The organism is Pseudobutyrivibrio ruminis (assembly GCF_015057245.1).
In the GTDB taxonomy this organism is placed as follows: domain Bacteria; phylum Bacillota; class Clostridia; order Lachnospirales; family Lachnospiraceae; genus Pseudobutyrivibrio; species Pseudobutyrivibrio ruminis_E.
The window spans coordinates 14,107-37,157 of record NZ_SVET01000010.1 but is presented as its reverse complement, the minus strand read 5'-3'; the positions used below and the strand labels follow the sequence as shown (position 1 = coordinate 37,157).

19 protein-coding genes are annotated in these 23,051 nt (G+C 39.5%); 4 read left to right on the top strand and 15 right to left on the bottom strand.

Annotation, left to right across the window (positions count from 1 at the left end; genetic code table 11):
- Positions 1-141: 141 nt before the first annotated feature.
- The gene (locus E7274_RS09560; RefSeq protein ID WP_304175537.1) at positions 142-2,790 is read right to left on the bottom strand and encodes a valine--tRNA ligase; all 2,649 of its coding nucleotides are present in this window, start codon (positions 2,788-2,790) and stop codon (positions 142-144) included.
- Between the two features lie 1,650 nt (positions 2,791-4,440).
- Here E7274_RS09560 and E7274_RS09555 point away from each other — a divergent pair.
- The 4 genes from E7274_RS09555 to E7274_RS09540 are packed head-to-tail and all read left to right on the top strand — an operon-like array spanning position 4,441 to position 9,271.
- The gene (locus E7274_RS09555; RefSeq protein ID WP_304175535.1) at positions 4,441-5,160 is read left to right on the top strand and encodes a hypothetical protein; all 720 of its coding nucleotides are present in this window, start codon (positions 4,441-4,443) and stop codon (positions 5,158-5,160) included.
- A gap of 15 nt (positions 5,161-5,175) precedes the next feature.
- Positions 5,176-6,255, top strand: coding sequence for a hypothetical protein (locus tag E7274_RS09550; protein WP_304175533.1), 1,080 nt, complete (start codon positions 5,176-5,178; stop codon positions 6,253-6,255).
- Between the two features lie 15 nt (positions 6,256-6,270).
- Complete coding sequence (locus E7274_RS09545; RefSeq protein WP_304175531.1) at positions 6,271-8,544, top strand: hypothetical protein; 2,274 nt, start codon at positions 6,271-6,273, stop codon at positions 8,542-8,544.
- A gap of 16 nt (positions 8,545-8,560) precedes the next feature.
- Positions 8,561-9,271, top strand: coding sequence for a hypothetical protein (locus tag E7274_RS09540; protein ID WP_304175529.1), 711 nt, complete (start codon positions 8,561-8,563; stop codon positions 9,269-9,271).
- A gap of 51 nt (positions 9,272-9,322) precedes the next feature.
- Here E7274_RS09540 and E7274_RS09535 read toward each other — a convergent pair whose 3' ends face one another.
- The 14 genes from E7274_RS09535 to ade all read right to left on the bottom strand — a co-directional run bounded on the left by E7274_RS09535 (position 9,323) and on the right by ade (position 23,042).
- The gene (locus E7274_RS09535; protein WP_304175527.1) at positions 9,323-10,120 is read right to left on the bottom strand and encodes an HAD hydrolase family protein; all 798 of its coding nucleotides are present in this window, start codon (positions 10,118-10,120) and stop codon (positions 9,323-9,325) included.
- 15 nt (positions 10,121-10,135) lie between these two features.
- The gene (locus E7274_RS09530; protein WP_304175525.1) at positions 10,136-11,086 is read right to left on the bottom strand and encodes a glycosyltransferase family 2 protein; all 951 of its coding nucleotides are present in this window, start codon (positions 11,084-11,086) and stop codon (positions 10,136-10,138) included.
- 15 nt (positions 11,087-11,101) lie between these two features.
- On the bottom strand, positions 11,102-11,986 hold the full coding sequence (locus E7274_RS09525; RefSeq protein ID WP_304175523.1) for a glycosyltransferase family 2 protein: 885 nt from the start codon (positions 11,984-11,986) through the stop codon (positions 11,102-11,104).
- 16 nt (positions 11,987-12,002) lie between these two features.
- On the bottom strand, positions 12,003-12,800 hold the full coding sequence (locus E7274_RS09520; RefSeq protein ID WP_304175521.1) for a DUF4422 domain-containing protein: 798 nt from the start codon (positions 12,798-12,800) through the stop codon (positions 12,003-12,005).
- A 67-nt stretch (positions 12,801-12,867) separates the two neighbouring features.
- Positions 12,868-13,005 (bottom strand): hypothetical protein, encoded by a 138-nt coding sequence (locus E7274_RS09515; RefSeq protein ID WP_177175676.1) that lies wholly within the window; start codon positions 13,003-13,005, stop codon positions 12,868-12,870.
- 64 nt (positions 13,006-13,069) lie between these two features.
- On the bottom strand, positions 13,070-14,155 hold the full coding sequence (locus E7274_RS09510; protein WP_081822005.1) for a glycosyltransferase family 2 protein: 1,086 nt from the start codon (positions 14,153-14,155) through the stop codon (positions 13,070-13,072).
- Between the two features lie 105 nt (positions 14,156-14,260).
- Positions 14,261-14,404: a FeoB-associated Cys-rich membrane protein gene (locus E7274_RS09505; protein WP_304175519.1), complete on the bottom strand. Its 144-nt coding sequence runs from the start codon at positions 14,402-14,404 to the stop codon at positions 14,261-14,263.
- A gap of 12 nt (positions 14,405-14,416) precedes the next feature.
- On the bottom strand, positions 14,417-16,792 hold the full coding sequence (gene feoB / locus E7274_RS09500) for a ferrous iron transporter B (RefSeq protein ID WP_304175517.1): 2,376 nt from the start codon (positions 16,790-16,792) through the stop codon (positions 14,417-14,419).
- Between the two features lie 4 nt (positions 16,793-16,796).
- The gene (locus E7274_RS09495) at positions 16,797-17,024 is read right to left on the bottom strand and encodes a FeoA family protein (protein ID WP_033153260.1); all 228 of its coding nucleotides are present in this window, start codon (positions 17,022-17,024) and stop codon (positions 16,797-16,799) included.
- 16 nt (positions 17,025-17,040) lie between these two features.
- On the bottom strand, positions 17,041-17,250 hold the full coding sequence (locus tag E7274_RS09490) for a FeoA family protein (protein ID WP_334291136.1): 210 nt from the start codon (positions 17,248-17,250) through the stop codon (positions 17,041-17,043).
- 260 nt (positions 17,251-17,510) lie between these two features.
- On the bottom strand, positions 17,511-19,865 hold the full coding sequence (feoB, locus tag E7274_RS09485; RefSeq protein ID WP_304175514.1) for a ferrous iron transport protein B: 2,355 nt from the start codon (positions 19,863-19,865) through the stop codon (positions 17,511-17,513).
- A gap of 3 nt (positions 19,866-19,868) precedes the next feature.
- Positions 19,869-20,801 (bottom strand): carbamate kinase, encoded by a 933-nt coding sequence (gene arcC / locus E7274_RS09480; RefSeq protein WP_304175512.1) that lies wholly within the window; start codon positions 20,799-20,801, stop codon positions 19,869-19,871.
- Between the two features lie 41 nt (positions 20,802-20,842).
- On the bottom strand, positions 20,843-21,286 hold the full coding sequence (locus E7274_RS09475; protein ID WP_304175511.1) for a VanZ family protein: 444 nt from the start codon (positions 21,284-21,286) through the stop codon (positions 20,843-20,845).
- A gap of 43 nt (positions 21,287-21,329) precedes the next feature.
- Positions 21,330-23,042, bottom strand: a complete 1,713-nt coding sequence (gene ade, locus E7274_RS09470; protein ID WP_304175509.1) for an adenine deaminase — start codon at positions 23,040-23,042, stop codon at positions 21,330-21,332.
- Positions 23,043-23,051 lie beyond the last annotated feature (9 nt).

Genomic DNA, 23,051 nt, shown 5'->3' with positions numbered 1-23,051 from the left:
TTCGTATCCTCCGTTTTTTAGAATGAGAGGCTCCCTCTCAACATAAGCCAGTAGGCATCAAGCTATTATAATACTTAAGCGAAACGTGTTGTTGAGCGAAGTAATATAATGCTTGTAGCCGTAACTGGCGTAGGCTAGCCACTAGCGCATTGATGCTAGGCGAGCCTCAACCTGTGCCATCATTGCTTCGTATTTTGCAAGCTTTTCACGCTCTTCAGCAACCTTTGCCTCTGGAGCCTTGCTCATAAATTTTTCATTTGAGAGCATTCCACGTGAACGAGCAAGCTCTTTTTCAAGCTTCTCTTTTTCTTTTGTAAGACGCTCTTTTTCCTTTTCAAAATCTACAAGATCTTCAAGTGGAACAAAGAGTGTTGCATCAGGGATAACTGCTGAAACAGCATCATCACCTATACCAAGCTTATCTGCCTGAACATATACTTCTGTTGCACCTGCAAGTGTCTTGAAGATTGGTGTAATCTCATCAAATGTAGCACGTACATCAGCATTATCTGAAACGATGTGGATAGCTGCCTTCTTTGAAGGTGGAACATCCATATCTGTACGAAGCTGTCTCATGCCACGAACAACGTCCTTCGCACGCTCAACCTTTGCCTCATCAACTGGGAAGTTCTTTGACTCATCATACTCAGGCCAAGCTGAAAGCATGATTGTCTCTTCCTCACTCTGAAGTGTGCAGAAGATTTCTTCTGTGATGAATGGCATGAATGGGTGAAGAAGCTTAAGTGCATTTGTAAGTGCATACTTAGCTGTCCAAAGTGCAGCATTCTTGCTTGCTGTATATTCCTCTGAGTACATACGAGGCTTTACGATTTCGATATACCAATCGCAAAACTCATCCCAAATAAAGTCATAAACTTTCTGAACTGCAATACCAAGTTCATACTTATCCATGTTTTCTGTAACATCCTTTGCAAGAGTGTTAACTGCAGAGATAATCCACTTATCTTCTGTTGCAAGGTCTGCTGTGGCTGGCTCAGTAACCTGGTTGTCAGCAAGATTCATCATGATAAATCTTGAAGCATTCCATACCTTGTTTGCAAAGTTACGGCTGTTTTCAACACGCTCGTTGTAGAATCTCATATCGTTTCCAGGTGCATTACCTGTGATAAGAGTAAGACGAAGTGCATCAGCGCCATACTTATCAATAATTTCAAGTGGATCGATACCATTTCCAAGTGACTTAGACATCTTGCGTCCCTGTGAATCTCTAACAAGGCCGTGGATAAGTACTGTGTGGAATGGGCTCTTACCTGTGTGAGCGTATCCTGAGAATACCATTCTGATTACCCAGAAGAAGATGATATCGTATCCAGTAACAAGCACATCTGTTGGATAGAAGTAATCAAGCTCTTCTGTGTTGTTTGGCCAACCAAGTGTTGAGAATGGCCAAAGAGCTGATGAGAACCATGTATCAAGTGTATCCTCATCCTGCTTCATATGAGTGTGTCCGCACTTAGGGCAAACTGTTGGAGCCTCTGAAGCTTTTGCTACAACTGTCTCTCCGCACTTCTCGCAGTAGTATGCAGGGATTCTGTGGCCCCACCATAACTGACGTGAAATGCACCAATCACGAATGTTCTCAAGCCAGTGTAAATATGTCTTGTCATAGTTCTTTGGAACGAACTGAAGCTCACCTGTCTTGATAGCCTCGATAGCTGGCTTTGCAAGCTCTTCCATTGCAACGAACCACTGTGGCTTAACCATTGGCTCTACTGTTGTGTTACATCTATCATGAGTACCAACATTGTGTGTATGGTCTTCAATCTTTACAAGGAGCCCCATCTCATCCATCTTCTTTACGATGATTTCACGAGCTTCATATCTATCCATTCCCTCAAACTCGCCACCGTTTGAATTGATAGTAGCATCATCATTGAGAATGTTGATAACAGGAAGGTTGTGTCTCTTTCCTACCTCGAAATCGTTAGGGTCATGTGCTGGAGTAATCTTAACTACACCAGTACCAAATTCCATATCTACATATTCATCAGCAACAACTGGAATCTCACGATTTACAAATGGAAGCATTACTGTCTTGCCGATGATATCCTGATATCTTTCATCCTTAGGGTTTACAGCAACAGCTGTATCGCCAAGCATTGTCTCTGGACGTGTGGTAGCAAATGTAACGAAACGACCTGGCTCGCCAACGATTTCGTACTTCATGTGCCAGAAATGTCCTGCCTGCTCCTCATGCTCTACCTCAGCATCTGAAATAGAAGTCTGGCAAACTGGACACCAGTTGATGATACGGTTGCCCTTGTAGATATATCCTTCGTTGTAAAGCTTAACAAAAACTTCTTCTACAGCCTTTGAGCAGCCTTCATCCATTGTGAATCTTTCGCGCTCCCAATCAGCAGATGAGCCCATCTTCTTAAGCTGGTTGATGATACGTGTTCCATACTCATCTTTCCACTCCCAGCACTTCTCAAGGAATCCCTCACGACCAAGATCATCCTTTTCGATTCCCTGCTTCTTAAGATGCTCGATAACCTTTACCTCTGTAGCAATTGCTGCATGGTCTGTACCTGGCTGCCAAAGAGCTGAGTATCCCTGCATTCTCTTATATCTGATAAGAATATCCTGCATTGTGTTATCCAATGCATGTCCCATGTGAAGCTGTCCTGTAATATTTGGTGGTGGCATCACAATAGTGAATGGCTTCTTGCTACGATCTACCTCAGCATGAAAATAACCATTCTCCTCCCACTTCTTGTAGAGTCTGTCTTCCAGACCCTTAGGATCATAAGTTTTTGCTAATTCTTTCATCCCTAATTCCTTTCTCTCGTAAAGTAATCTACGTCCAAGGCTGTGTCACTAGTTACGCTCTCAAGCCTGAGATATTACTCCGCTCAGCTGAAGAAAGCTTCGCTTGAGTAACACTCAGAGCTTGATAGCTACTAGTGCTTTTTAGTGGCGACTCATAAACTAGGCCAGCGCGAGCAGGGAGGCACCGTGCCGAGCGAGGGAGGACCTACGCCGGCGGGAGGCCCCTCGCGAAAGTACGGAGGGTGCCCTGCGGGAGCATGAAGTATTGCATTGTCGCCAATAAAAAAGCCCTGTGTACGGCAAATTGCTGTACACAGGGCGCCATATTCGATACGGTCGCGTTACCACCTGCATTTATAACTCATCTTATTCCTTACGGGAACGACTCGGGTTGGCTTGTACACGACTGCATCAAACTGGCCGCGCTTTGTTCACCACCTGCTCCGAAGCTACCTTCCACAATTCTATCCTAGGCCACCTTTCAGCCGGTGAGCGGCCCTCTCTACAGGACGAGGTCTGTGTACTCCTCTCCATCAACGCATTTAAACTTATCTAATAATAGAAAAATTTCCTGTATCTGTCAAGATGAGGGAGGTTAATCTGAATGGATTTATCTTATGAATTTATTCTAGGGAAGTATTGAATTTGCAGTCTCTACTTTTCTAATGTAATACTTCAAACTGACTCTTTCATTGGATTACTGTAGTTCCAAAGTATTGAATAGTTTTTATTTTCTAATTTAATACCTCATGCTAGCTTTTCAGTTAGTATGCTATAGTTCAAAAGTATTATATTCACCATTTTTTTCAATTTAATACTTATATCTATTAATTATTATATGAGGTTGTAGTCAAAAAGTATTAAATTGACTTATATTTTATTTTTAATACTTCAGCCGCTCCCCTTTGTCCACATAATAATTATTATGTTGTAATTCCTATATGTCTCAAAGTATTATATTTCTATTTTTAACTATTTTAATACTTTTATCTATTTATCTTGCCATGTCTTCTTGTTTTCCAAGTATTAAACTTACAATATTCACCTTTTCAATACTTTTCAAATTGCAATCACCTCATTTTCTATGTTTTTATAGCCATTTTTAGTTAAACATTTTTAATCTTTCTCAAAAAGCATTTAACTGCAATTCTATGCCAAATCTCTTGAGATTATTTCTATCTCACCAAGAGAATATGCATCACATTTGTTTATTTCCATTCATACTTATCTATTCATATATTTCAAATAAGGCATCACAGATACATTTATTCATAGTTATATCATTACGATGTACTTACACCTCATAGCTCGATACGCTATCAGCCCCCAGATAAACATAAAGATGAGTATTATTATTATTAGCATACATTACCCACATACCACTCTGAAAATTTTTAAAAATTTTTTCACCCACAATCCCTGTAAAAATAACGCCTCACGGCACTTCGTTATAAATCCCAAAACGAAAATAAATAAATTTCTTCTTGTAATTTTTTATTCTCCGTGATATAGTCTCCAAGTATCTTTTGATACATCTTGGCGTTTCGCCAAATTTTTCTCAATCATTTTTAAATAGTGCAAAAATCTCAAATGAAAGGAGTTGATTGAATCCAAGAAGAAGAAAACAAAATAAGGACAAAGCTTAATCAATTGAATAAGTTATTAAAGACTCTGCCAGAAGGAGATTTGTCTATAGGGCACTGTTCTAACTCAAACAAATGGTTTGTTACATATAATCATGAACAACACTATCTAAAGAAGAGTGAAATTAATTTAGCAAAGAAGCTTGCTTTAAAGAAATATGTAAAGCTTAAGATAAAAGCATTAGAAGCCTCTCTTGCTGAAATAAAGCTACATAAAGCTAAAACAACTACAGCTCAAGCAGCTCTCAATAATCTTCTAAATGATAATGCCTACATAGAACTACTCTCTGACTATTTTGGGAAACTAGATTCAGAGGCAACTGTTTGGGCTAATGCAGATTACCCTAAGAATACCAATCATCCAGAAAGCTTGGTTCATCCTACAGTTGGCGGGCTAATGGTCAGATCTAAATCAGAGTCTATGATTGCGATTGCTCTATCCGAGCATGAAATTCCATTCAGATATGAAAACTTAATTACAATTGATGACACTACTTTTGCGCCCGATTTTACAATTCTGCACCCTCGTACTGGGCAGATTATGTACTGGGAACATTTTGGTCTTATGGACGACGAGAAGTATTTGAATGACTTCAGCCATAAGATTATGTGTTATGCAAAAAATCAAATCTATCTAGGAGAAAATCTAATTGCAACATATGAAGCTTCAGATTGTCCCCTAGACTATCCAACTATTAACAACAAAATCAACCAATTTCTTAAATAAGGAGATACGAGTTATATGAAAAAGAAATTAAACGATACAAGGGACAACTATACCCTTTTACAGGACATTATTGACACTTATAGATATCCAGATGGCACTTTAAACAAGATTGCTATCTTCATTTCAACACTGGCACTTGTGCTTTTGATTACACTAGGTCACTTCATGGTATTAGGTATAAAAAACCTACGCTCAATGAAGACTGTTTCAGCCTCAGAACTAACTGTGGATGAAATTCAGGAATACATTACCAATTCTTATCTTGATGCAATTGATGATTATACAGATGGTGACTTAAATCAGGAAGCAGCCAAAAGAAAGATTTTAAAATTCCTTGCAGAATATATCGAGTCTTCAAACGGTTTTACAACAGAGCAAAATCAGGCGCTGGAAGAAATCATCAATCAGTATCTTACTGAAAATGATATTTATTCTGATATCCAAAGCAACAAGGATGCCATTGAAGATTTGACAAATATCATTGAGAACAAATATGCAGAGAATAAGACTTATGTAGATCAGCTGATTCAGTTGCTCCAGGCAGAGCTAGATGAAAACACTACAACTGATGAGAAAAACCGCAAGGAATTAATCAGTGAGATTGAAAAACTTAAAGCATACACTGATGGTCAATTAAATGAGCAATCTGAAAATCTCACATCAATGATTGATGGCCTTCGCAGAACATATCAAAATTCACTTGGCGCACCGGATTATACAGCCGGTACTACCTACAGCAAAGGTGCCTATGTCATTTATAATGAGCATTTATATGTTTCTTTGAAAGACAACAACACTGCTTCCCCAGAAGACAGTAGCGCATGGGAACTTACCGATTTAGAAAAAATCATAAACAATTTGGAAAAATCAATTCATGAAGAGATGGAATCTATGCATGATGAATTAAAGCTTTCTCAGGAAGAAGGGGATGCCATGCTTCAAGAAAACATGGATACCAAAGATAATGATTTACAGGAACAAATAGACAGAATAAACGACCGCATTTCCGATAATGAAACCTACTTTGAATTTGGTTACGATCCAGTGACTAACTCCCATGGTTACTACGTCGGTGATGAGTTTAAGCCTTTTTAATATCAGGAGGAGTTAATGAAAAAGATGGTAAGAAATATCATCAACACACTGCTATCGTTGGTGATTGTATTTAGTGCGCTTTTTGGCACTTCTATGACTGCTCATGCAGAAGAAACAAAACAATTTATTCCTTTTAGATCCGATTATGTAAACTACTTATCAAAATATTCCTACAATAAAAGTGATGTAACACAATACGTCTGGTTAAAGCTTTTTAAAGAGGAACTTAACTGGGCCCCTGGTATGCCTTGGTATCACCCACAGTTTACCAGCTGGTCTAATAGATACTACAGCAGCTATGTAAGCTCAATTGGCACAACAGAATCATCTCAGAATAAACAGGTCACTTACAATCCTGAATTTGATACTTTCCTATATCAAACTGTTATTAATAACCCAGAATTTGTTATTAATTGGATAAACGAAAATCCAACAGTTTTTACCCAATATACAAAGACCATCAAGGACCATCCTATTTTTGCAAAATCTATTGTAGACCTAACAACCGAAGGAAAATATCTTGGAGGAGGTTTTAACTCTCCTACTAATGTATTTTTAATGGGAGCCAATTCCACTTCCGAAGATAAACTTAATGCTAAATGGTCAGCCACAAGTACCACTGCATCTACTCATGACATAGATGTACTTCGTATATACGGTAATCAATATTCAAAGCTAAATACTCCTCAAAAGAGGTGGGTACGCACATATATGCAGTGGATGGTAAATGACTATGTAGACCATGGAGCAGCCGCTGTTGCAGCAAGAAATAATTCTGTAGAATTGTACAACCTTATTGCAACATCCTATGAAGGCTTTGTTTCAGCAAGAGGCCAGGAATTCTTTAACTATGCTATCAGCAATAGTGACGTGCATGTCGGTGACATTATCGTAAATGGAGCTGAAGGTTACAATGTATCAAATCAACTATGGACAGGTGCTGAAGATGTAGCTCAAAACAACAATGACATGTATCTGATTTTTATGGTTTCCGATGCTGACTGCGATTACAAATCCTCCACCGATTTAGGTGATAACGACTATGATTGGCTGGCCTACAACATTTGCTTCGGAGGTGGATATTGGGCCAGACTACGCACTTTAGTTTCCGGAAACGGGACCACCTACGAGCAGATGCAAGATTGGCTTATGCGTTACTATCTAAAACATCCTAATGCTTCCGGCGGATGGAGCATCAATAATGCAGTAGCAAGAGCCGGTCAGACTCACAATATTTATCACGATGGTAATATCAACGTTTCCGCTTGTAACAGCAAAGCCGGAGTTCGTCCCGGTGGTTATGTAGATGCATCATTTTGGTGTAGCGGTCACTGTGATGAAGCAAGCACCGTATTTAACAAACCAGTGGGTGTAGGTAGGATTAATCTTTCAAGCGGTTATCCTGGTGGTGCCGGCGGTGGACAGGGTTCCACATACCGCTGGAAAATTTATGATTCCAAAACAGGCCGCGTCATCTCCGAATCAGGGTGGACTGAAAATAGTTCTATCGTCCTTTCAAGCAGGGACACCTGGTCATCTACCATAGTTGTCGATTGTGGTGTAAAAATCTATCACGGTCACGGAAACCAGCGTACTAGTTATTCAGAACATGTAGGTAGTGGCGAGTGCTATGGAACAAGCAATAATGGTAGACACAATTCTTTTGACGTAAACGGAACCTACGCTGATGTAAAAAGATGTATTAGATACGGCCATTCATTTGCTGCATCTGAATACCTTTGGGACGCTAACCATACTAAATGTACATGTGTTATGCGATGTGTAAACTGCGGCAGCGCTCATAATATTGTTGATGATTCTATTACTAGCGCATCCTATGCAGATAGAATTGAATACACAGCAGACTTTGCCCACACTACCGATGCACAAAAAACTGAGACTGTATTAAAAGGCTCTGGAGAGCTTACCTTTACTGCTGCTGATTTAAGCGGCTCAGCCTCTGGCATTGGTAAAGGCTCCTGCTCTCTTCCTGCAGACAAAATTACAAAGGGACCAAAAGGTATCACAATCAGTGCCAACGCCACAAAAACTGGTTATACCATCTTGAATAAATATGGAGCAATTATAGACACTGGTCTCTTTAGCTCAAATGCTATTGATACCCAGACCAAATTCATTGATTTATCATATTACGATGATAATCAGTTGGACGGCTTATACGTCATTATAAATATGGAGGCAGAAAAACCTACCTACAATAACAAGGACGTTTACGTTGACCAAGCCCCTGGAGACTACCGCGTAAACTACATAAAGATTCACTATTAATATTAGGAGTAAATATATGAAAAGAAAAATAATAGCAGCCCTAGCGTCTATTGCTATTCTATGGTTTAGTTTTCCCACAGAAAGTTTAGCTGCAGAAGAAAACACTGCATCTGCAGAAATTACTGAAATTACAGATGCAGAAGATCGTGATGAATCTGTAGAGGATCCTGTAAATAATGAAACCGAATCCTCTGTGGAATCTGAAGATGAATCTAAGACTAAGTCTGAAGCCAAGGACGAATCCGCTGAAGAAGTCACAGAAAACGCCGACGAAGAAGTTGAGGAAGAAGCTGAAGAAACTGAGGACGAGGCTGAAGAGGTTGCTGACAAAGCCGAGGACGAAACTATTGAAACAGAAACAATAGTGGAAACACATTCCGAAAACCACTGTACCATAAATATTTCCTACACAAAGGAAGTATATGATGATCCTTTTGCTAGACTTGATACGACTGAATTATCCCTGGAATCCACCTACGAGCTTGTGGAAAATCAATCTTCCGACGAGTTTATACAAAACATTGAAAACGAAGACATTAAACTGATTCTATCAAAGGTATCCTTTGACGATGATTTTACAAATGGCTACGATGTTATCGCATCCATCGATGTAGATAACCAGGTAACCATTAAATCCTTCAAAAAAACTGAAAAAGAAGAGGTTGTAACTGAGGTAGAAGTGGAACTCACAACTACCGTTGAAAATGAACCCCTCTCCGAAGAATAATAATGAAAGGTCCTACCGTATATGCGATAGGACCTTTTATTACTTTCAACTTTAGATTAACCCAAAGTGCTTTAATCCATTGTATATACCATCATCGTCAAAGGCAGTTGTCACATAATCTGCTGTTGCTTTTGCACGTTCAGTGCCGTTTCCCATTGCAATACCTACAGCAGCAGCTGCAAGCATATCTAAATCGTTCTCGCTATCACCGAATGCATATGTATTCTTTGGATTGATGCCTGCAAGCTCACATGCTTTCATCATGCCTGTCGCTTTGGTATGACCTATTGGCACCAACTCACAAACAGTGTCACTATGCTCGATAATCTGATAGTACTTACGAAGTCTATCATAGCACTCTATTCTCATTTCCTCATCAACATCTGTTGCACATGACATTTTGTTGATTGTCCACTTTCCATAATTGCTGTCGATTCCAAGCAAATTACTTCCCATGTCCCTGCGCAAAATATTGCCAAATCCATCATCCAAGCCAAACTCACGGTCTTCCATATACAACTGACTTGGACCTTCTAGAATAGGTCTAAATCCGTATCCACGAATCAGTTCAACTGTTTCTATGGCTTTATCCACATCAATTAGTTTTTCGTAAACTGTTTTTCCACCTATTTCAATATGACATCCACATGAACAAACAATTCCATCAAATCCCAGACTAAGCAAATCTGGATCCTGAATAAAAGATCTTGCTCGCCCACTACAGATAAAAGCCAAATGCCCGTTTTCCCTGAGCTGCTTTATTCCTTCTCTACAGCTATCTGGAATGAATTTATCGTAGTTCCAAAGTGTACCATCTATATCAAAAAATACTGCTGATTTCTCTGCCATTACATTTCCTCTATTCTATACCCAAAATCTCATCCAAAGATTATGCTTAGCTCGGGTAAAATTATGTCTGCGATAATAACTGATTCTATAAAGCTTTGGCTTTGAGCCTATGTGCACAAAACCGTTTAGCACTTTCAGCTTGTCCTCAGGTATATCCTTTAACCTAAGAATCTCTCTGGCAAAAACTCGGGCTTCATTTATGAAAGCCTTTTTCTTGCAAAGGAATCCATTTGCTATGTCCCCTGCGTTACGAGCTACCTTTTCAGAAGTTGATTCTGTAACTGCGCCCATATTGTTGTGACCAGTCTGTCGATAATAAACCAAAGGCTCATCAATTGCATAAACTGTTCCAAATATGGATGCTATTTCAAGAAGCCACGCATCATGCATTGGCACATTTTCCCACTGAACGCTATCACAGGACACAGCTATGTCCCTCAAAGCTCTATTAAAACACATAGTTGTCCCTGCAGCCGGATTATCTATAATAATCTGAGTGTACGCTATGTTCCTTGGGCTTCTGCCTAAGTATCGTATAAACGAATTATCTATTACATTAAGATTCTCATCCACAACTGTCATATCCGTAAATACGATAGCTGGTTTCCTATCCGTTCCACCAGCGTCTATCTCTGTTTCAAGTAGCTTCTCTATGCTCTTCTCAACCTTATCGGGATACCAAACATCATCCTGATCGCAAAAGAAATAGTAGTCCGCTTCTACTTCAGACAATAAATACATGAAATTTGCTTTAGGACTTCCTGTCGGATGACCGTAAATTATTTCCAGTCTATCTGGATACTTATCCATGTATTCATTTAAAATATTGATAGTCTCGTCTGAAGAGCCATCGTCATGTGCAACTATTCGAAAGTCCTGATTTGTCTGTCCGAAAAGACTGTCCAGCTGAGCTCGCAAATACTTTGCCCCATTATATGTGGCAAGCAGAATTGCTACATCCTTCATTCCATATCTCCTAGATTATCTGTTAAAACCATACTTGGTTTTAGTCTCTCGCTTAAACTTAAGATTAAAAATAAATATACCAAGATTTGCTAAAGAGCATCCAATTTTGCCAACCAGGCTACTCTTTCTAAATTGAGCCTTATATGTAATCATTTCGTGAAGAGTGATTATGTCTTCCTCTTTAAAATAATCACAATCGTAAAGTAATTCTATAAAATCGTATACCGAAGCATCAGTAGCTGACGTATCAGCTGAAATGTTTGCTCCAGTGTATTTATGAATGTATAAAGCTTCTTTTAAATAAGCTGCTCGCTTTCCTGCTGCAAGCATAAGAAGCCATAAATAATAATCATCTGCTCCATTTACTCTGACTAAATGCTCATTCCAAAACTCTGGAATAGCACTTTTCTTTATCAAACACTGTCCCGGTGAGATGATTTGAATTCCTACTTTGAGATATGTTTGCAAATCCCAAACTCTATTCCAATGGGCATCAGTTCTATACCATGATAAATATGAACCATCTGCCTGTTCCAGCTTCGCATTTGCGATAATCATATCGCAAGATTTTGAAGACAATGCGTCTGCCATTTTCACAAGAGCATCTGCCTCGAGCAAATCATCTTGATCAAGGAACATAATATAATCCCCAGTCGATGACTTTAAGCCTGATACCCTACTATAGTGTATTCCCTTATTGTCCGGATTAGTTATAACGGAAAAATATTGGTTGTTTATTGACACTGCCTCTAGCTTTTTCCATGGGCTGTCATTTACAAGTACAACCTCTAGACTGTGACCTGCCGCCTCCAATGACTTACGATTTGCTTCCATGCAAGCCACATATTTTTCCATATATTTTTCCCCTTCATAGAAAGGGGTAATCACTGATATTTTCATTATTCTCGCCTCTATTTTACATGCTTGCTTTATATTTCTTGCCGAAAAATTTAGCCTGCAAAAATCCCATAATCTTCTTTGGCCAATTGATTGGTTCCATATCAATTACAGGGCATTCCACAATGGATAAACCTTCCTCCTGCTTTTTATCAATCCAAACATTAAAAAGAATTTCACTAACTCTTCCATAAAGTCGTGCTGAAAAAGCATCCAAAGATGTAGTATCTATCTTTTCTTCCATGCGGCCCAGTATATCAAATAACCAAGTACAATACTCATCCAATTCATTCTTTGGCATGATGGCCATATTGAACATATAGCCCCATGACCTTGCATAAACCTTCACCAATGAGTTCATGTATTCTGGATAGCACTGACCTACAATTTCCTTTGCTATATCCAAATGAGCACCATCTAAAGTGTGGGCATAATGACTATATAAGCTTTCAATATAGTAACGACGCTTCTTAGGTACTATCACATCTGCTCTTGTAAGAAGAGCTTTTGCCTCATCATGGGATAACACCGAATCAAAACATCCATGATGCTTTCTATATTTCTTGGACTTCAGTGAAAAGTATCTTCTGTAATGAACCAAGCCTATGGCCTCTGCATCCAAATTCTTCCATGCATAATAAAGCCCAGTCAATTCACAATAATAGGGATTCTTAGCAGAGATATTATCTCCCTCATCGTCCCTTAAAATATCACCTATACTATCTTTGCCTGCCGCACCAACCTGTAGTGGAACATAGTCCTCACCTGCCGGAATCTGAAAAGGTTTGTGCATTGCAATAATAATTTTTATATCCAAATCTATCTCCTAATTAAAAGTATAGGGCACCATAAAGGTGCCCTAGCATAACCTGATTAAACGTGGCTTAAGCTTCTTCTTCGTCCTCTTCATCGACGATTGCAGCTGCGGCTCCTGACACTGCAGAAACTACTGCTATAACTGCCACTATAACTACTAATAGTATTAATACAAAAAAGAAAATTAAAAACCCTTGATCTGTCATCCTTAACCTCCTCTTCGAAACTTAGCTATATTATACCTTAGCCAATTGTTAAAAGCAAATCAGCCTATCTAAGCTGCTTAGCCCTATTAAACACTCCAGGGAAATGACTCTTTGTGTATTTCATAAGTCTGGCTCTTCTAAGAGCGGTTCCAAACATTCCCTCTGTAAGAGGTTTATACAAAAGCTTCAATGTCTTTGAATCCTCCGGCATATATCTGCGAAGATTCTGATACAGTTCTGTCTCTGCTTCTGCATTACACCATTTTAAAATATCGTCTGTTTTTACGCCTGATTCCAACTGACGAACCATTGCTGATTGGAAGCTTCTGAAGTATTCCTTTGAAAGAGTACCCAGCGCTTCGAAATCGCAGGTCTTCCATTTCTGTTGCTGGTCGTAAATTCTCTCGATACGAATCTTTTGGAGCTTAAAGTAGTCCTCGATTTCTCCACCTGTAAGACGAACCTGCCCCTGATTTCTATAGTGATATAAAACATCGTTTAACACAGTAAGCGATGTTGTGTAATCTAAAAAGTCACAGTTAAAAAGAATGTCCTCTACATGCTTAATCTTTTGATATTGAAGATTATTCTCCTTAATGATGCTTGTCTTGTAGCATTTATTCCAAGGATAACCAAGCATTGTTATGGCTTCCATCTGCATTGCCATTTTATGAATTGTTGCAGCATCACTTGTGGTAACCATATCATCATCATAATCCATCATATCCAGGGTAATCCCCTTCATGAATTCGATTTTGCCAGATGCATTTCTATAGTCCTCAGTGAAACTGAACACAAGCAAATCCACAGGGTTTCTTTCCAACGCTGCTGCACATACTCTAAGAAGATTTCTTTCATATAAATCGTCTGGGTCCAGGAATAAAATATAGTCCCCAGTGGCATGCTCTATGCCTGTATTTCTAGCAGCAGATACTCCTTGATTTGTTTCATGCTTAACATAATAGAAGCGGTCGTCGCGCTCCATATATCCCCTTGCAATGTCCCCTGAAGAATCAGGAGAACAATCATCCACTATGATAACTTCGAAGTTGTCATAGGTCTGCATTTGAAGACAGCCAAGTGCATCACCAATATAATCGCCCACTCCGTATGTAGGCATTATTACGGAAAATTTGATTTCCTCGCTCATACTTCAAATAATACCAAAAAGCCCCATTGCGCGCAACATGTCTTAATTTTTTTAATCAATTAAAAAATCCCCCAGTCATTTCTGACTGAGGGATTCGTATATACGTTAATGACATCCACAGCTTCCGCCGCAGCTACCACAGTCTCCACCACATGCTGGATGCTCGCCACGCTTGCGGGCTTTGACTAATGAACGAACTATCGCTACAACAATTGCAATTAATATAACTACTACTATGAATGTACCCATAATTATTACCTCTTATTTATTGTATTTATCCTTGCGGAATAATCCGTATACAAGGCAGCAAATAGCTGCGATACCAAAGATTGTACCGAATGTAAAGCCTTCGCCTGTGAATACCTTACCTACCTGATATACGATAAGTCCGATTACCCATGCGAAACCACACTGATATCCGATTGCTGTCCAAAACCACTTTGTGTTGTTCATCTCACGCTTGATTGCACCCATAGCTGCGAAGCAAGGAGCGCAAAGAAGGTTAAATGCAAGGAATGCGAAACCTGATGCATCTGTAAATGCAGCACGCATTGTCTCGTAAACATCACCAGAAGCACCGTAGATAATAGCAAGTGTACCAACGATGTTTTCCTTTGCAACAAGACCAGTGATTGAAGCAACTGTAGCTTCCCAATCCCCAAATCCAAGTGGAATGAAGATCCATGCAAGACATCTACCAAGTGTAGCAAGGATTGAATGATCAATCTGATCCTCTTCAAGCATTGTAAATGCACCATCAACAACACCGAAGAATGTGCAGAACCAAACTACGATTGTTGAAAGTAAGATAATTGTACCAGCTTTCTTGATAAATGACCATCCACGCTCCCACATGCTACGAAGCACGTTTGAAACTGTTGGCCAGTGGTATGCTGGAAGCTCCATTACGAATGGTGCTGGATCTCCAGCGAAGAGCTTTGTCTTCTTAAGCATGATACCAGATACGATGATTGCAAAAATTCCAAGGAAGTATGCTGCTGGTGCAACCCAAGCTGCTCCACCAAAGATAGCGCCTGCAACCATTGCGATGAATGGAAGCTTAGCTCCACATGGAATGAATGTTGTTGTCATGATTGTCATCTTGCGGTCTCTATCATTTTCGATAGTACGTGATGCCATGATACCAGGAACACCACAACCTGTACCGATAAGCATTGGAATAAATGACTTACCTGAAAGACCAAACTTTCTGAAGATACGGTCCATGATGAAAGCAACACGAGCCATGTATCCGCAAGACTCAAGGAATGCAAGGAAGATGAAAAGTACAAGCATCTGTGGAACGAAACCAAGAACTGCACCAACACCTGCTACGATACCATCAAGGATAAGCCCCTTTACAACATCGTTGCAGTTAATTGCATCAAGAGCTGCCTCAATATAAACAGGAATACCAGGAATCCATACGCCATAGTTTGCTGGGTCTGGCTCCTCATTAGCATCTACATAAGCTGCAGCTGCTTCATAATCAGCAAGTGTTGCTGTCTCGTATTCAACAGCAGCTGTTTCTTCATCCTCTACAGGATATTCGAAATCACCTGTTGGCTCTGTGCCATTTTCTTCTACATATAAATCATAGCCATCAACGATAAGCTGATTTGCTGTGAACTCATCAGCTGCATCTGCGTAATCAGCAGAACCAATAGCAAATAAATGCCATCCATCACCGAATACACCATCATTTGCCCAATCAGTAGCCCATGTACCAACTGTTGTAACTGATACAAAATATACAAGGAACATAACTACTGCAAAGATTGGAAGTGCAAAGAATCTGTTTGTAACAATCTGATCAATCTTATCAGATGTTGTCATTCCCTTTGAAGCCTTCTTTACACAGCCATTGATGATTGTACCGATGTAGTTATATCTTTCTCCAGTGATGATTGACTCTGAATCATCATCCATTTCCTTTTCACATGAAGCAATGTCGTTTTCGATGTGAGCAATAACGTCAGATGAAAGACCGAGCTTTTCCTGAATCTTTTCATCACGCTCAAATAACTTGATTGAATACCATCTCTGAACATTTTCATCAGAAATATAATGTAAGCAAAGCTCCTCGATATGAGCAAGTGCATGCTCTACTGAACCGTCAAATCTGTGCTTTGGTGACTGAGGCTTAGCTTCCTTTCCAGCCTTAACTGCTGCATCAACGATTTCCTTAAGACCTCTGTTCTTTAAAGCAGAAAGCTCATAAACTGGAACACCGATTTCCTCTGAAAGCTTTGCAGCGTTGATTTTGTCACCATTCTTTTCTACAACATCCATCATGTTGATACCGATAACTACTGGGATACCAAGCTCAACAATCTGAGTTGTAAGATAAAGGTTTCTTTCAAGGTTTGTACCATCAATAACATTGATAATAGCATCTGGCTTTTCATCAATAAGATAGTTACGAGATACAACCTCCTCTAATGTATATGGAGAGAGTGAATAGATACCAGGAAGGTCGACAATTGTAACTTCCTTATCACCTTTGAATTTACCCTCTTTGTACTCTACAGTAACACCTGGCCAGTTACCAACGAACTGGTTAGAACCTGTAAGTGCATTGAACAATGTTGTTTTACCGCAGTTTGGATTACCTGCAAGCGCAATACGAATTCCCACTTTTTTAGTCCTCCTTTAAAAGAATCATTTCTGCATCAGCCTTACGTACAGAAAGCTCATATCCTCTAACTGTAATTTCAACTGGATCTCCCAATGGTGCAATCTTACGAACGTAAATCTCAACACCTTTTGTAATACCCATGTCCATGATTCTTCTTTTTACAGCGCCTTCGCCAGTAAGCTTTGCGACTGTAACTGTTTCACCGACACTTACATCTCTTAATGTCTTCATTTTTCTCTCCTTTTTACTATATAAATATCTTTTGAGCCAGTTGTTTATCAACAGCTACTCTTGACTCCTTAACATTAACGATTAGGTTTCCACCTATCTCGTTTACTACTGTTACAAATCCCCCTGGTACAAAACCAAGCTCTTGCAAGTGACGTTTCACTTCCTCTGAACCGCCAATTCGTTTAATCATCTGTTCTTCGCCAGTTGGCGCTACTACTAATGGCATCATATATTACTTCCTTACTTTTATTTATCCCTCAATTAGCTATTCCGGCCTATAATTAATTGTACCCAACCGATGTTAGCTAACATAAATTAGCGTTAGTCTTCTCTAACGCATGTATAACATAGCACAATTTCTGTATGGTTTCAAGCCTCTAACTTAAGTTTTTTATATTTAATTTTAGAAAGTTATCTCTTACTCGAATTAGTGTAAACAAAAAACAGAGCTCCACGTATGTGAAACTCTGCTAAAGATATTCAGTATTAAACTAGACCCATGAGAAGTCCTATTGTATGTACTATAAATGTGCAAACCCAGGCGATTGCACACTGCCAAATAACAACACATACTGCCCACTTGCTTCCCATCTCTCTTTTTATAGATGCAATAGCTGCAACGCATGGTGTGTAAAGAAGTGAAAATACCAACAAACAAAATGCTGTCAGAGTGGACATCGAAGCTGCAACACCAGTACTTCCAAATAGTACTTCCAATACAGATACAACACTTTCCTTTGCCATAAATCCTGAAATAAGGGATGTACAAATTCTCCAATCTCCCAATCCGATAGGTGAAAAGAGAGGAGCTAATCCTCCAGCTATTAGTGCAAGAATACTATCCTTTTGATCTGATACTAAATTGAGATGTGTATCAAAGCTTTGAAGAACCCAGACAATTACAGTCGCAAGGAAAATTACAGTAAATGCTCTCTGCAGGAAATCCTTTGCCTTTTCCCAAAGTAGCTGAATTACATTTCTAGCACTAGGTAATCTATAGTTTGGCAGCTCCATAACAAATGGAACTGCTTCACCTTTGAATCTGATTTTTTTAAAGAACAATGCAGCAAGCACTCCCAAGAATATGCCAAGGAAATACAAAACTGTAATTACAAGCCATCCATTATTAGGGAAAAATGCAGCAACAAAGAATGTGTAAATTGGAAGCTTAGCTGTACAACTCATAAATGGCGTAAGCAAAATTGTCATCTTTCTATCTCTATCACTAGGCAATGTTCTAGTAGACATAACTGCTGGAACAGTACATCCAAATCCAATCAAAAGTGGAACGATACTTCTTCCAGATAATCCGATTTTACGAAGTAGCTTATCCATGAAGAAAGCTACTCTGGCAATGTAACCACTATCCTCCAATATGGATAGGAAGAAAAACATTGTTATGATGATAGGCAGGAAGCTAAGCACACCTCCTACACCTTCAAAAATGCCGCCAATAACCAGCTCGTGAACAGTTACATTAACATTAGCAGCTGTCAGTGCAGCATCTGTAATATCTGTTAACGCTTCGATTCCTGTTTCTAACAAGCCCTGAAGCCATGCTCCTATAACATTGAAAGTAAGGAAAAATACAAGTGCCATTACGCAAATAAAAATTGGGATTGCAGTGTATTTACCTATAAGCCATTTGTCAATTTTCTGACTGCGAATGTGCTCTTTACTTTCTCTAGGTTTGATTACACATTCATTGCAAACTTTTTCAATGAAAGCAAATCTCATGTCTGCCATGGCAGCACTTCTATCGAGACCTCTTTCCTTTTCCATCTGCTTTGTGATGTGCTCTAATGTCTCTATTTCATTTTCATCTAAATCAAGACGCTTTATTATCTGCGCATCGTTTTCGATGGCTTTGCTGGCTGCAAAGCGAACAGGGATATCTGCTCTTTTAGCATGATCCTCCATAAGATGAATAACACCGTGGATACATCTATGCACTGCACCGCCGTTATCGTTTTCATCACAGAAATCGTCTATCTCTGGCTTTTCCTGATACTGAGCTATATGAAGTGCATGAGCAACTAACTCATCAATACCCTCGTTTTTAGCTGCAGAAATAGGAACCACTGGAACCCCCAACATTTTTTCCATTCGGTTAATATCTACCGAACCACCGTTGCCTCTTAATTCATCCATCATATTAAGAGCAACAACCATAGGAATATTAAGTTCCAAAAGCTGCATTGTAAGGTAAAGGTTACGCTCGATGTTTGTAGCATCAACGATATTGATTATAGCCTTTGGCTTTTCTTTTAAAACAAAGTCTCTGCTGACAAGCTCTTCACTAGAATATGGTGACATTGAATATATTCCAGGAAGATCTGTAATGCATGTATATTCTTTACCCCTGATTGCACCATCTTTTCTATCTACTGTAACACCAGGGAAATTACCAACATGTTGATTGGCTCCAGTGAGTTGATTAAAGAGTGTAGTCTTACCACAATTCTGGTTACCAACAAGGGCAAATGTAAGCATCTCGCCCTTTGGAAGTGGGGTGCCGTCACCCTTGAGATGATACTTTCCTTCCTCACCTAAGCCAGGATGGTTTATATCATGCTTATCTTTCTTGGCAGGAATGCTTTCCTCCTGAGCTTTCTTTTCCACAAGAGTGGCTTTTATCTGAGCAGCATCAGCCAATCTGAGGGTGAGCTCATAGCCGTGTACGCGAAGCTCCATAGGATCACCCATAGGTGCAAGTCTCACAAGAGTAACCTCTACACCTGGTATAACTCCCATATCCAAGAAATGTTGTCTAAGTGCCCCTTCTCCTCCTACTTCATCAATTCTCGCTGTTTGTCCAATCTCTAAATCTCTAATGGTCATTTATTATTTTCCAATCATTGTACCAGTCTGGCCGCCTACAGCATTGCCAGCATCTGATAGTTTTGTGATCAATACCTTTCTAATTGCTGAATCACCAATATAATCAATAGCTGCCTGAATCTTTGGTGCCATATCTGTCTCACCAAACTCTCCATCCTCAAGCATCTTTTTTGCTTCTGCAATTGAGATATAGTCGAGAGGCTCCTCGTTTGGCTTGCCAAAGTTTTTGCATACCTTTGTAACACTAGTAAGAATAACCAGCATATCTGCCTCAAGCTCTGAAGCAAGAAGACCTGCAGCTGTGTCCTTTTCAACTACTGCTGATGCACCCTTTAGGCTGTTGTCCTGAGTGAGAACAGGAATACCGCCGCCTCCTGCTGCAATAACAACCTGGTCTGCTTCGCACAAAGCTTTGATAGCATCAATTTCAACAATCTCCATTGGCTTTGGAGCTGCAACAATTCTTCTGTAACCACCCTCAACCTTAACTGTATGATTTCCTTTTGCTTCCTCGGCTTCTGCCTGCTCCTCTGTCATAACTCTGCCAATAATCTTTGTTGGCTTGTAGAAAGCTTCATCATATGGATCAACAGTAACCTGTGTAAGGATAGTTGAAACTGGCTTGTAAATTCCGCAGCTAACAAGCTCAGAACGGATAGCCTGCTGCAAATCGTAACCGATATATCCCTGGCTCATTGCTGAACAAACTGACATTGGTGTAGATGTGTAATCAGGATGATTCTGGTAGAACTCAGACATTGCTGTGTGAATCATGCTAACCTGTGGTCCGTTACTGTGAGTAACGACAACCTGATAATCCTGCTTAATAAACTCTGCTACTGCAACTGCTGTACGCTTTGTAGCATTCCACTGCTCAAGTACAGTTGTGCCTAATGCGTCATGTCCCAGTGCGATAACTATCTTCTTTTTTCCCATATGCTGCCTCCACTTTTAGAATTTATTTTTAATCTTGCACCTTAGTATTTTCTACGGGTTCGCTTACCGCTTGAAAATGCAAGTGCAATAAGTGTGCCTAGTACGACTCCTCCAAAATCAAACCAAAGGTCTCTTACTTCCCCTGAACGACCTACAACAAAAAGCTGTATTGTTTCATCAATGAATGCAACAAAAAGACCTGTAAGGACTGGAGTTGTGAATCTGTTAAACCTTCCATATATTTTGTTTGCAAAAGCTACTGTAAGTAATATTCCTAATATAAGAAACTCTGTAATATGTGCAGCTTTTCTAACAATAACCATTCCGTCTTCGCTTGCAAGCAAAGCAGGGAATATTTTGCCAAGATAATATAATACACGTCCACTTTCATGCTCCGATATTGTGGCTGGCTGCATGCTGTGTCCCCATATCAGCATAATCCAGAGAGCAATTACTACTGTTATAAATATTCTTTTCTTATCCATAAGTGCTATTGTAGCATATATTCCCCTAAAATAGATTTGTTATTTAAACTAATTTCCAATCATTAACATTTAACACACCATGAGTTGTAATTCGCAATTCCGGTATTACCGGTAAAGCTGTAAAACTCAATGTCATAAATGGATCAATATTTTTATTAACTCCCAGCTGATAAGCTGCCTCATGTATCTCATCTAGCTTTGTCTTTGCATCATCAGCGCTTACTTCACTCATTAAGCCTGCAACAGGAAGTGGATAAGTCTTAAGCACCTTTTCTCCATCGTACACCACAATTCCACCACCAATTTCCTTTAGCTCATTGATAGCCGCTGATATGTTTTCCTCTGATGCTCCGATAGCAATAATGTTGTGAGCATCATGGGCAACAGAAGTTGCAATTGCTCCTCTTTTCAAGCCATAGCCTTTTATAAATCCCATTCCTATATGGCCCGTTCCACAGTGGCGTTCAACAACAACTGCCTTTAGAATATCCTTTGATACATCTATCGCCTCGGATTTACCCTCGTCTGTTGTTATGAGCTGTCCCTCTACCAAACCAAGAACCGGCAAAGCTTTATTGTTTAACAACAGTTCCTTTGTTATCTGTGGCAGGTTAAATGTATTATGAGACTTGTCTATAAGTTCAGAAGATACATTGCTTTTACAATGTGTTTTTAAGTAGTCAGGAGTCATTTCCACACCTGCTTTGTATACTCTATCGATATCCACGGTATTTACATCATTTAACACCACAAAATCTGCAAGAAATCCAGGTGAAATAGCGCCCCTGTCGCGAAGTCCAAAATACACTCCCGCAGTGCATGAAGCCATTTTATATGCAATTACAGGATCCACTCCTAAATTGATTGCTTTTCTTATTATATTATCAATATGACCATAATCCATTATGTCATTGATGTGTCTGTCATCAGTGCAAAACATACATCTGGATGCGTATGGTTCTTTACACAAATCAATAAGTGCCTCCAGATTTTGGGCTGCTGTACCTTCTCTAATCATTATCCAAAGACCGGTGCCAAGCTTTTCCATCGCTTCATCAATATTTGAGCATTCATGATCTGAAAGTACTCCTGCTGCAACATATGCCATCAATTGCTGTCCCGTTACTAAAGGCGCATGTCCGTCTATCAGCTTATCCTCCATGATTGCCAGATATGTCTTATCAATCACATCGAATCTGCGTTTAACGACGCCATTTACATCCATCAGTTCTGCAATACCATATACTCTTTTGTTAGATAAAAATGGCTTCATATCCTGGGCGAATATCTGAGCACCACTTTCGTCGAACTCGCAGGATGGAACGCAGGATGGAATCATAAAGAATATGTCCATAGGAAGGTTCTCTGTAGCTTCCAACATGTATTTTATTCCGTCTGTCCCCATTACGTTTGCTATCTCATGAGGATCTGTCAATATGGCTGTGGTTCCATGCAGGATTGCCTCTTTTGCAAAAATCTCCGGAACTACCGTAGTACTTTCTATATGAATATGACCATCGATAAATCCAGGCACAATTGTCTTGCCTGTCATATCGATGGTCACTTTACCTTCGTATTTACCTATTCCCGCAAAGCTGCCTTTGCTAATAGCGATATCGCCTTTTTTGAACTGATTTGTGAATACGTCAAGATATGTTCCATTGCACAGTACTAAATCAGCTGGCATTTCGCCAGCTGAAACTTTCAAAAATTCTTCGTACTCACTTCGTGTCATATTTTTCTGCTGATAATTCAAATTATTCTC

Bases quoted from the DNA above. Each gene is read 5' to 3' on its own strand.
- E7274_RS09560 (WP_304175537.1), bottom strand. From the start codon at position 2,790: ATGAAAGAATTAGCAAAAACTTATGATCCTAAGGGTCTGGAAGACAGA.
- E7274_RS09550 (WP_304175533.1), top strand. From the start codon at position 5,176: ATGAAAAAGAAATTAAACGATACAAGGGACAACTATACCCTTTTACAG.
- E7274_RS09545 (WP_304175531.1), top strand. From the start codon at position 6,271: ATGAAAAAGATGGTAAGAAATATCATCAACACACTGCTATCGTTGGTG.
- E7274_RS09540 (WP_304175529.1), top strand. From the start codon at position 8,561: ATGAAAAGAAAAATAATAGCAGCCCTAGCGTCTATTGCTATTCTATGG.
- E7274_RS09535 (WP_304175527.1), bottom strand. From the start codon at position 10,120: ATGGCAGAGAAATCAGCAGTATTTTTTGATATAGATGGTACACTTTGG.
- E7274_RS09530 (WP_304175525.1), bottom strand. From the start codon at position 11,086: ATGAAGGATGTAGCAATTCTGCTTGCCACATATAATGGGGCAAAGTAT.
- E7274_RS09525 (WP_304175523.1), bottom strand. From the start codon at position 11,986: ATGAAAATATCAGTGATTACCCCTTTCTATGAAGGGGAAAAATATATG.
- E7274_RS09515 (WP_177175676.1), bottom strand. From the start codon at position 13,005: ATGACAGATCAAGGGTTTTTAATTTTCTTTTTTGTATTAATACTATTA.
- E7274_RS09510 (WP_081822005.1), bottom strand. From the start codon at position 14,155: ATGAGCGAGGAAATCAAATTTTCCGTAATAATGCCTACATACGGAGTG.
- E7274_RS09505 (WP_304175519.1), bottom strand. From the start codon at position 14,404: ATGGGTACATTCATAGTAGTAGTTATATTAATTGCAATTGTTGTAGCG.
- E7274_RS09495 (WP_033153260.1), bottom strand. From the start codon at position 17,024: ATGAAGACATTAAGAGATGTAAGTGTCGGTGAAACAGTTACAGTCGCA.
- E7274_RS09490 (WP_334291136.1), bottom strand. From the start codon at position 17,250: ATGCCATTAGTAGTAGCGCCAACTGGCGAAGAACAGATGATTAAACGA.
- feoB (WP_304175514.1), bottom strand. From the start codon at position 19,865: ATGACCATTAGAGATTTAGAGATTGGACAAACAGCGAGAATTGATGAA.
- arcC (WP_304175512.1), bottom strand. From the start codon at position 20,801: ATGGGAAAAAAGAAGATAGTTATCGCACTGGGACATGACGCATTAGGC.
- E7274_RS09475 (WP_304175511.1), bottom strand. From the start codon at position 21,286: ATGGATAAGAAAAGAATATTTATAACAGTAGTAATTGCTCTCTGGATT.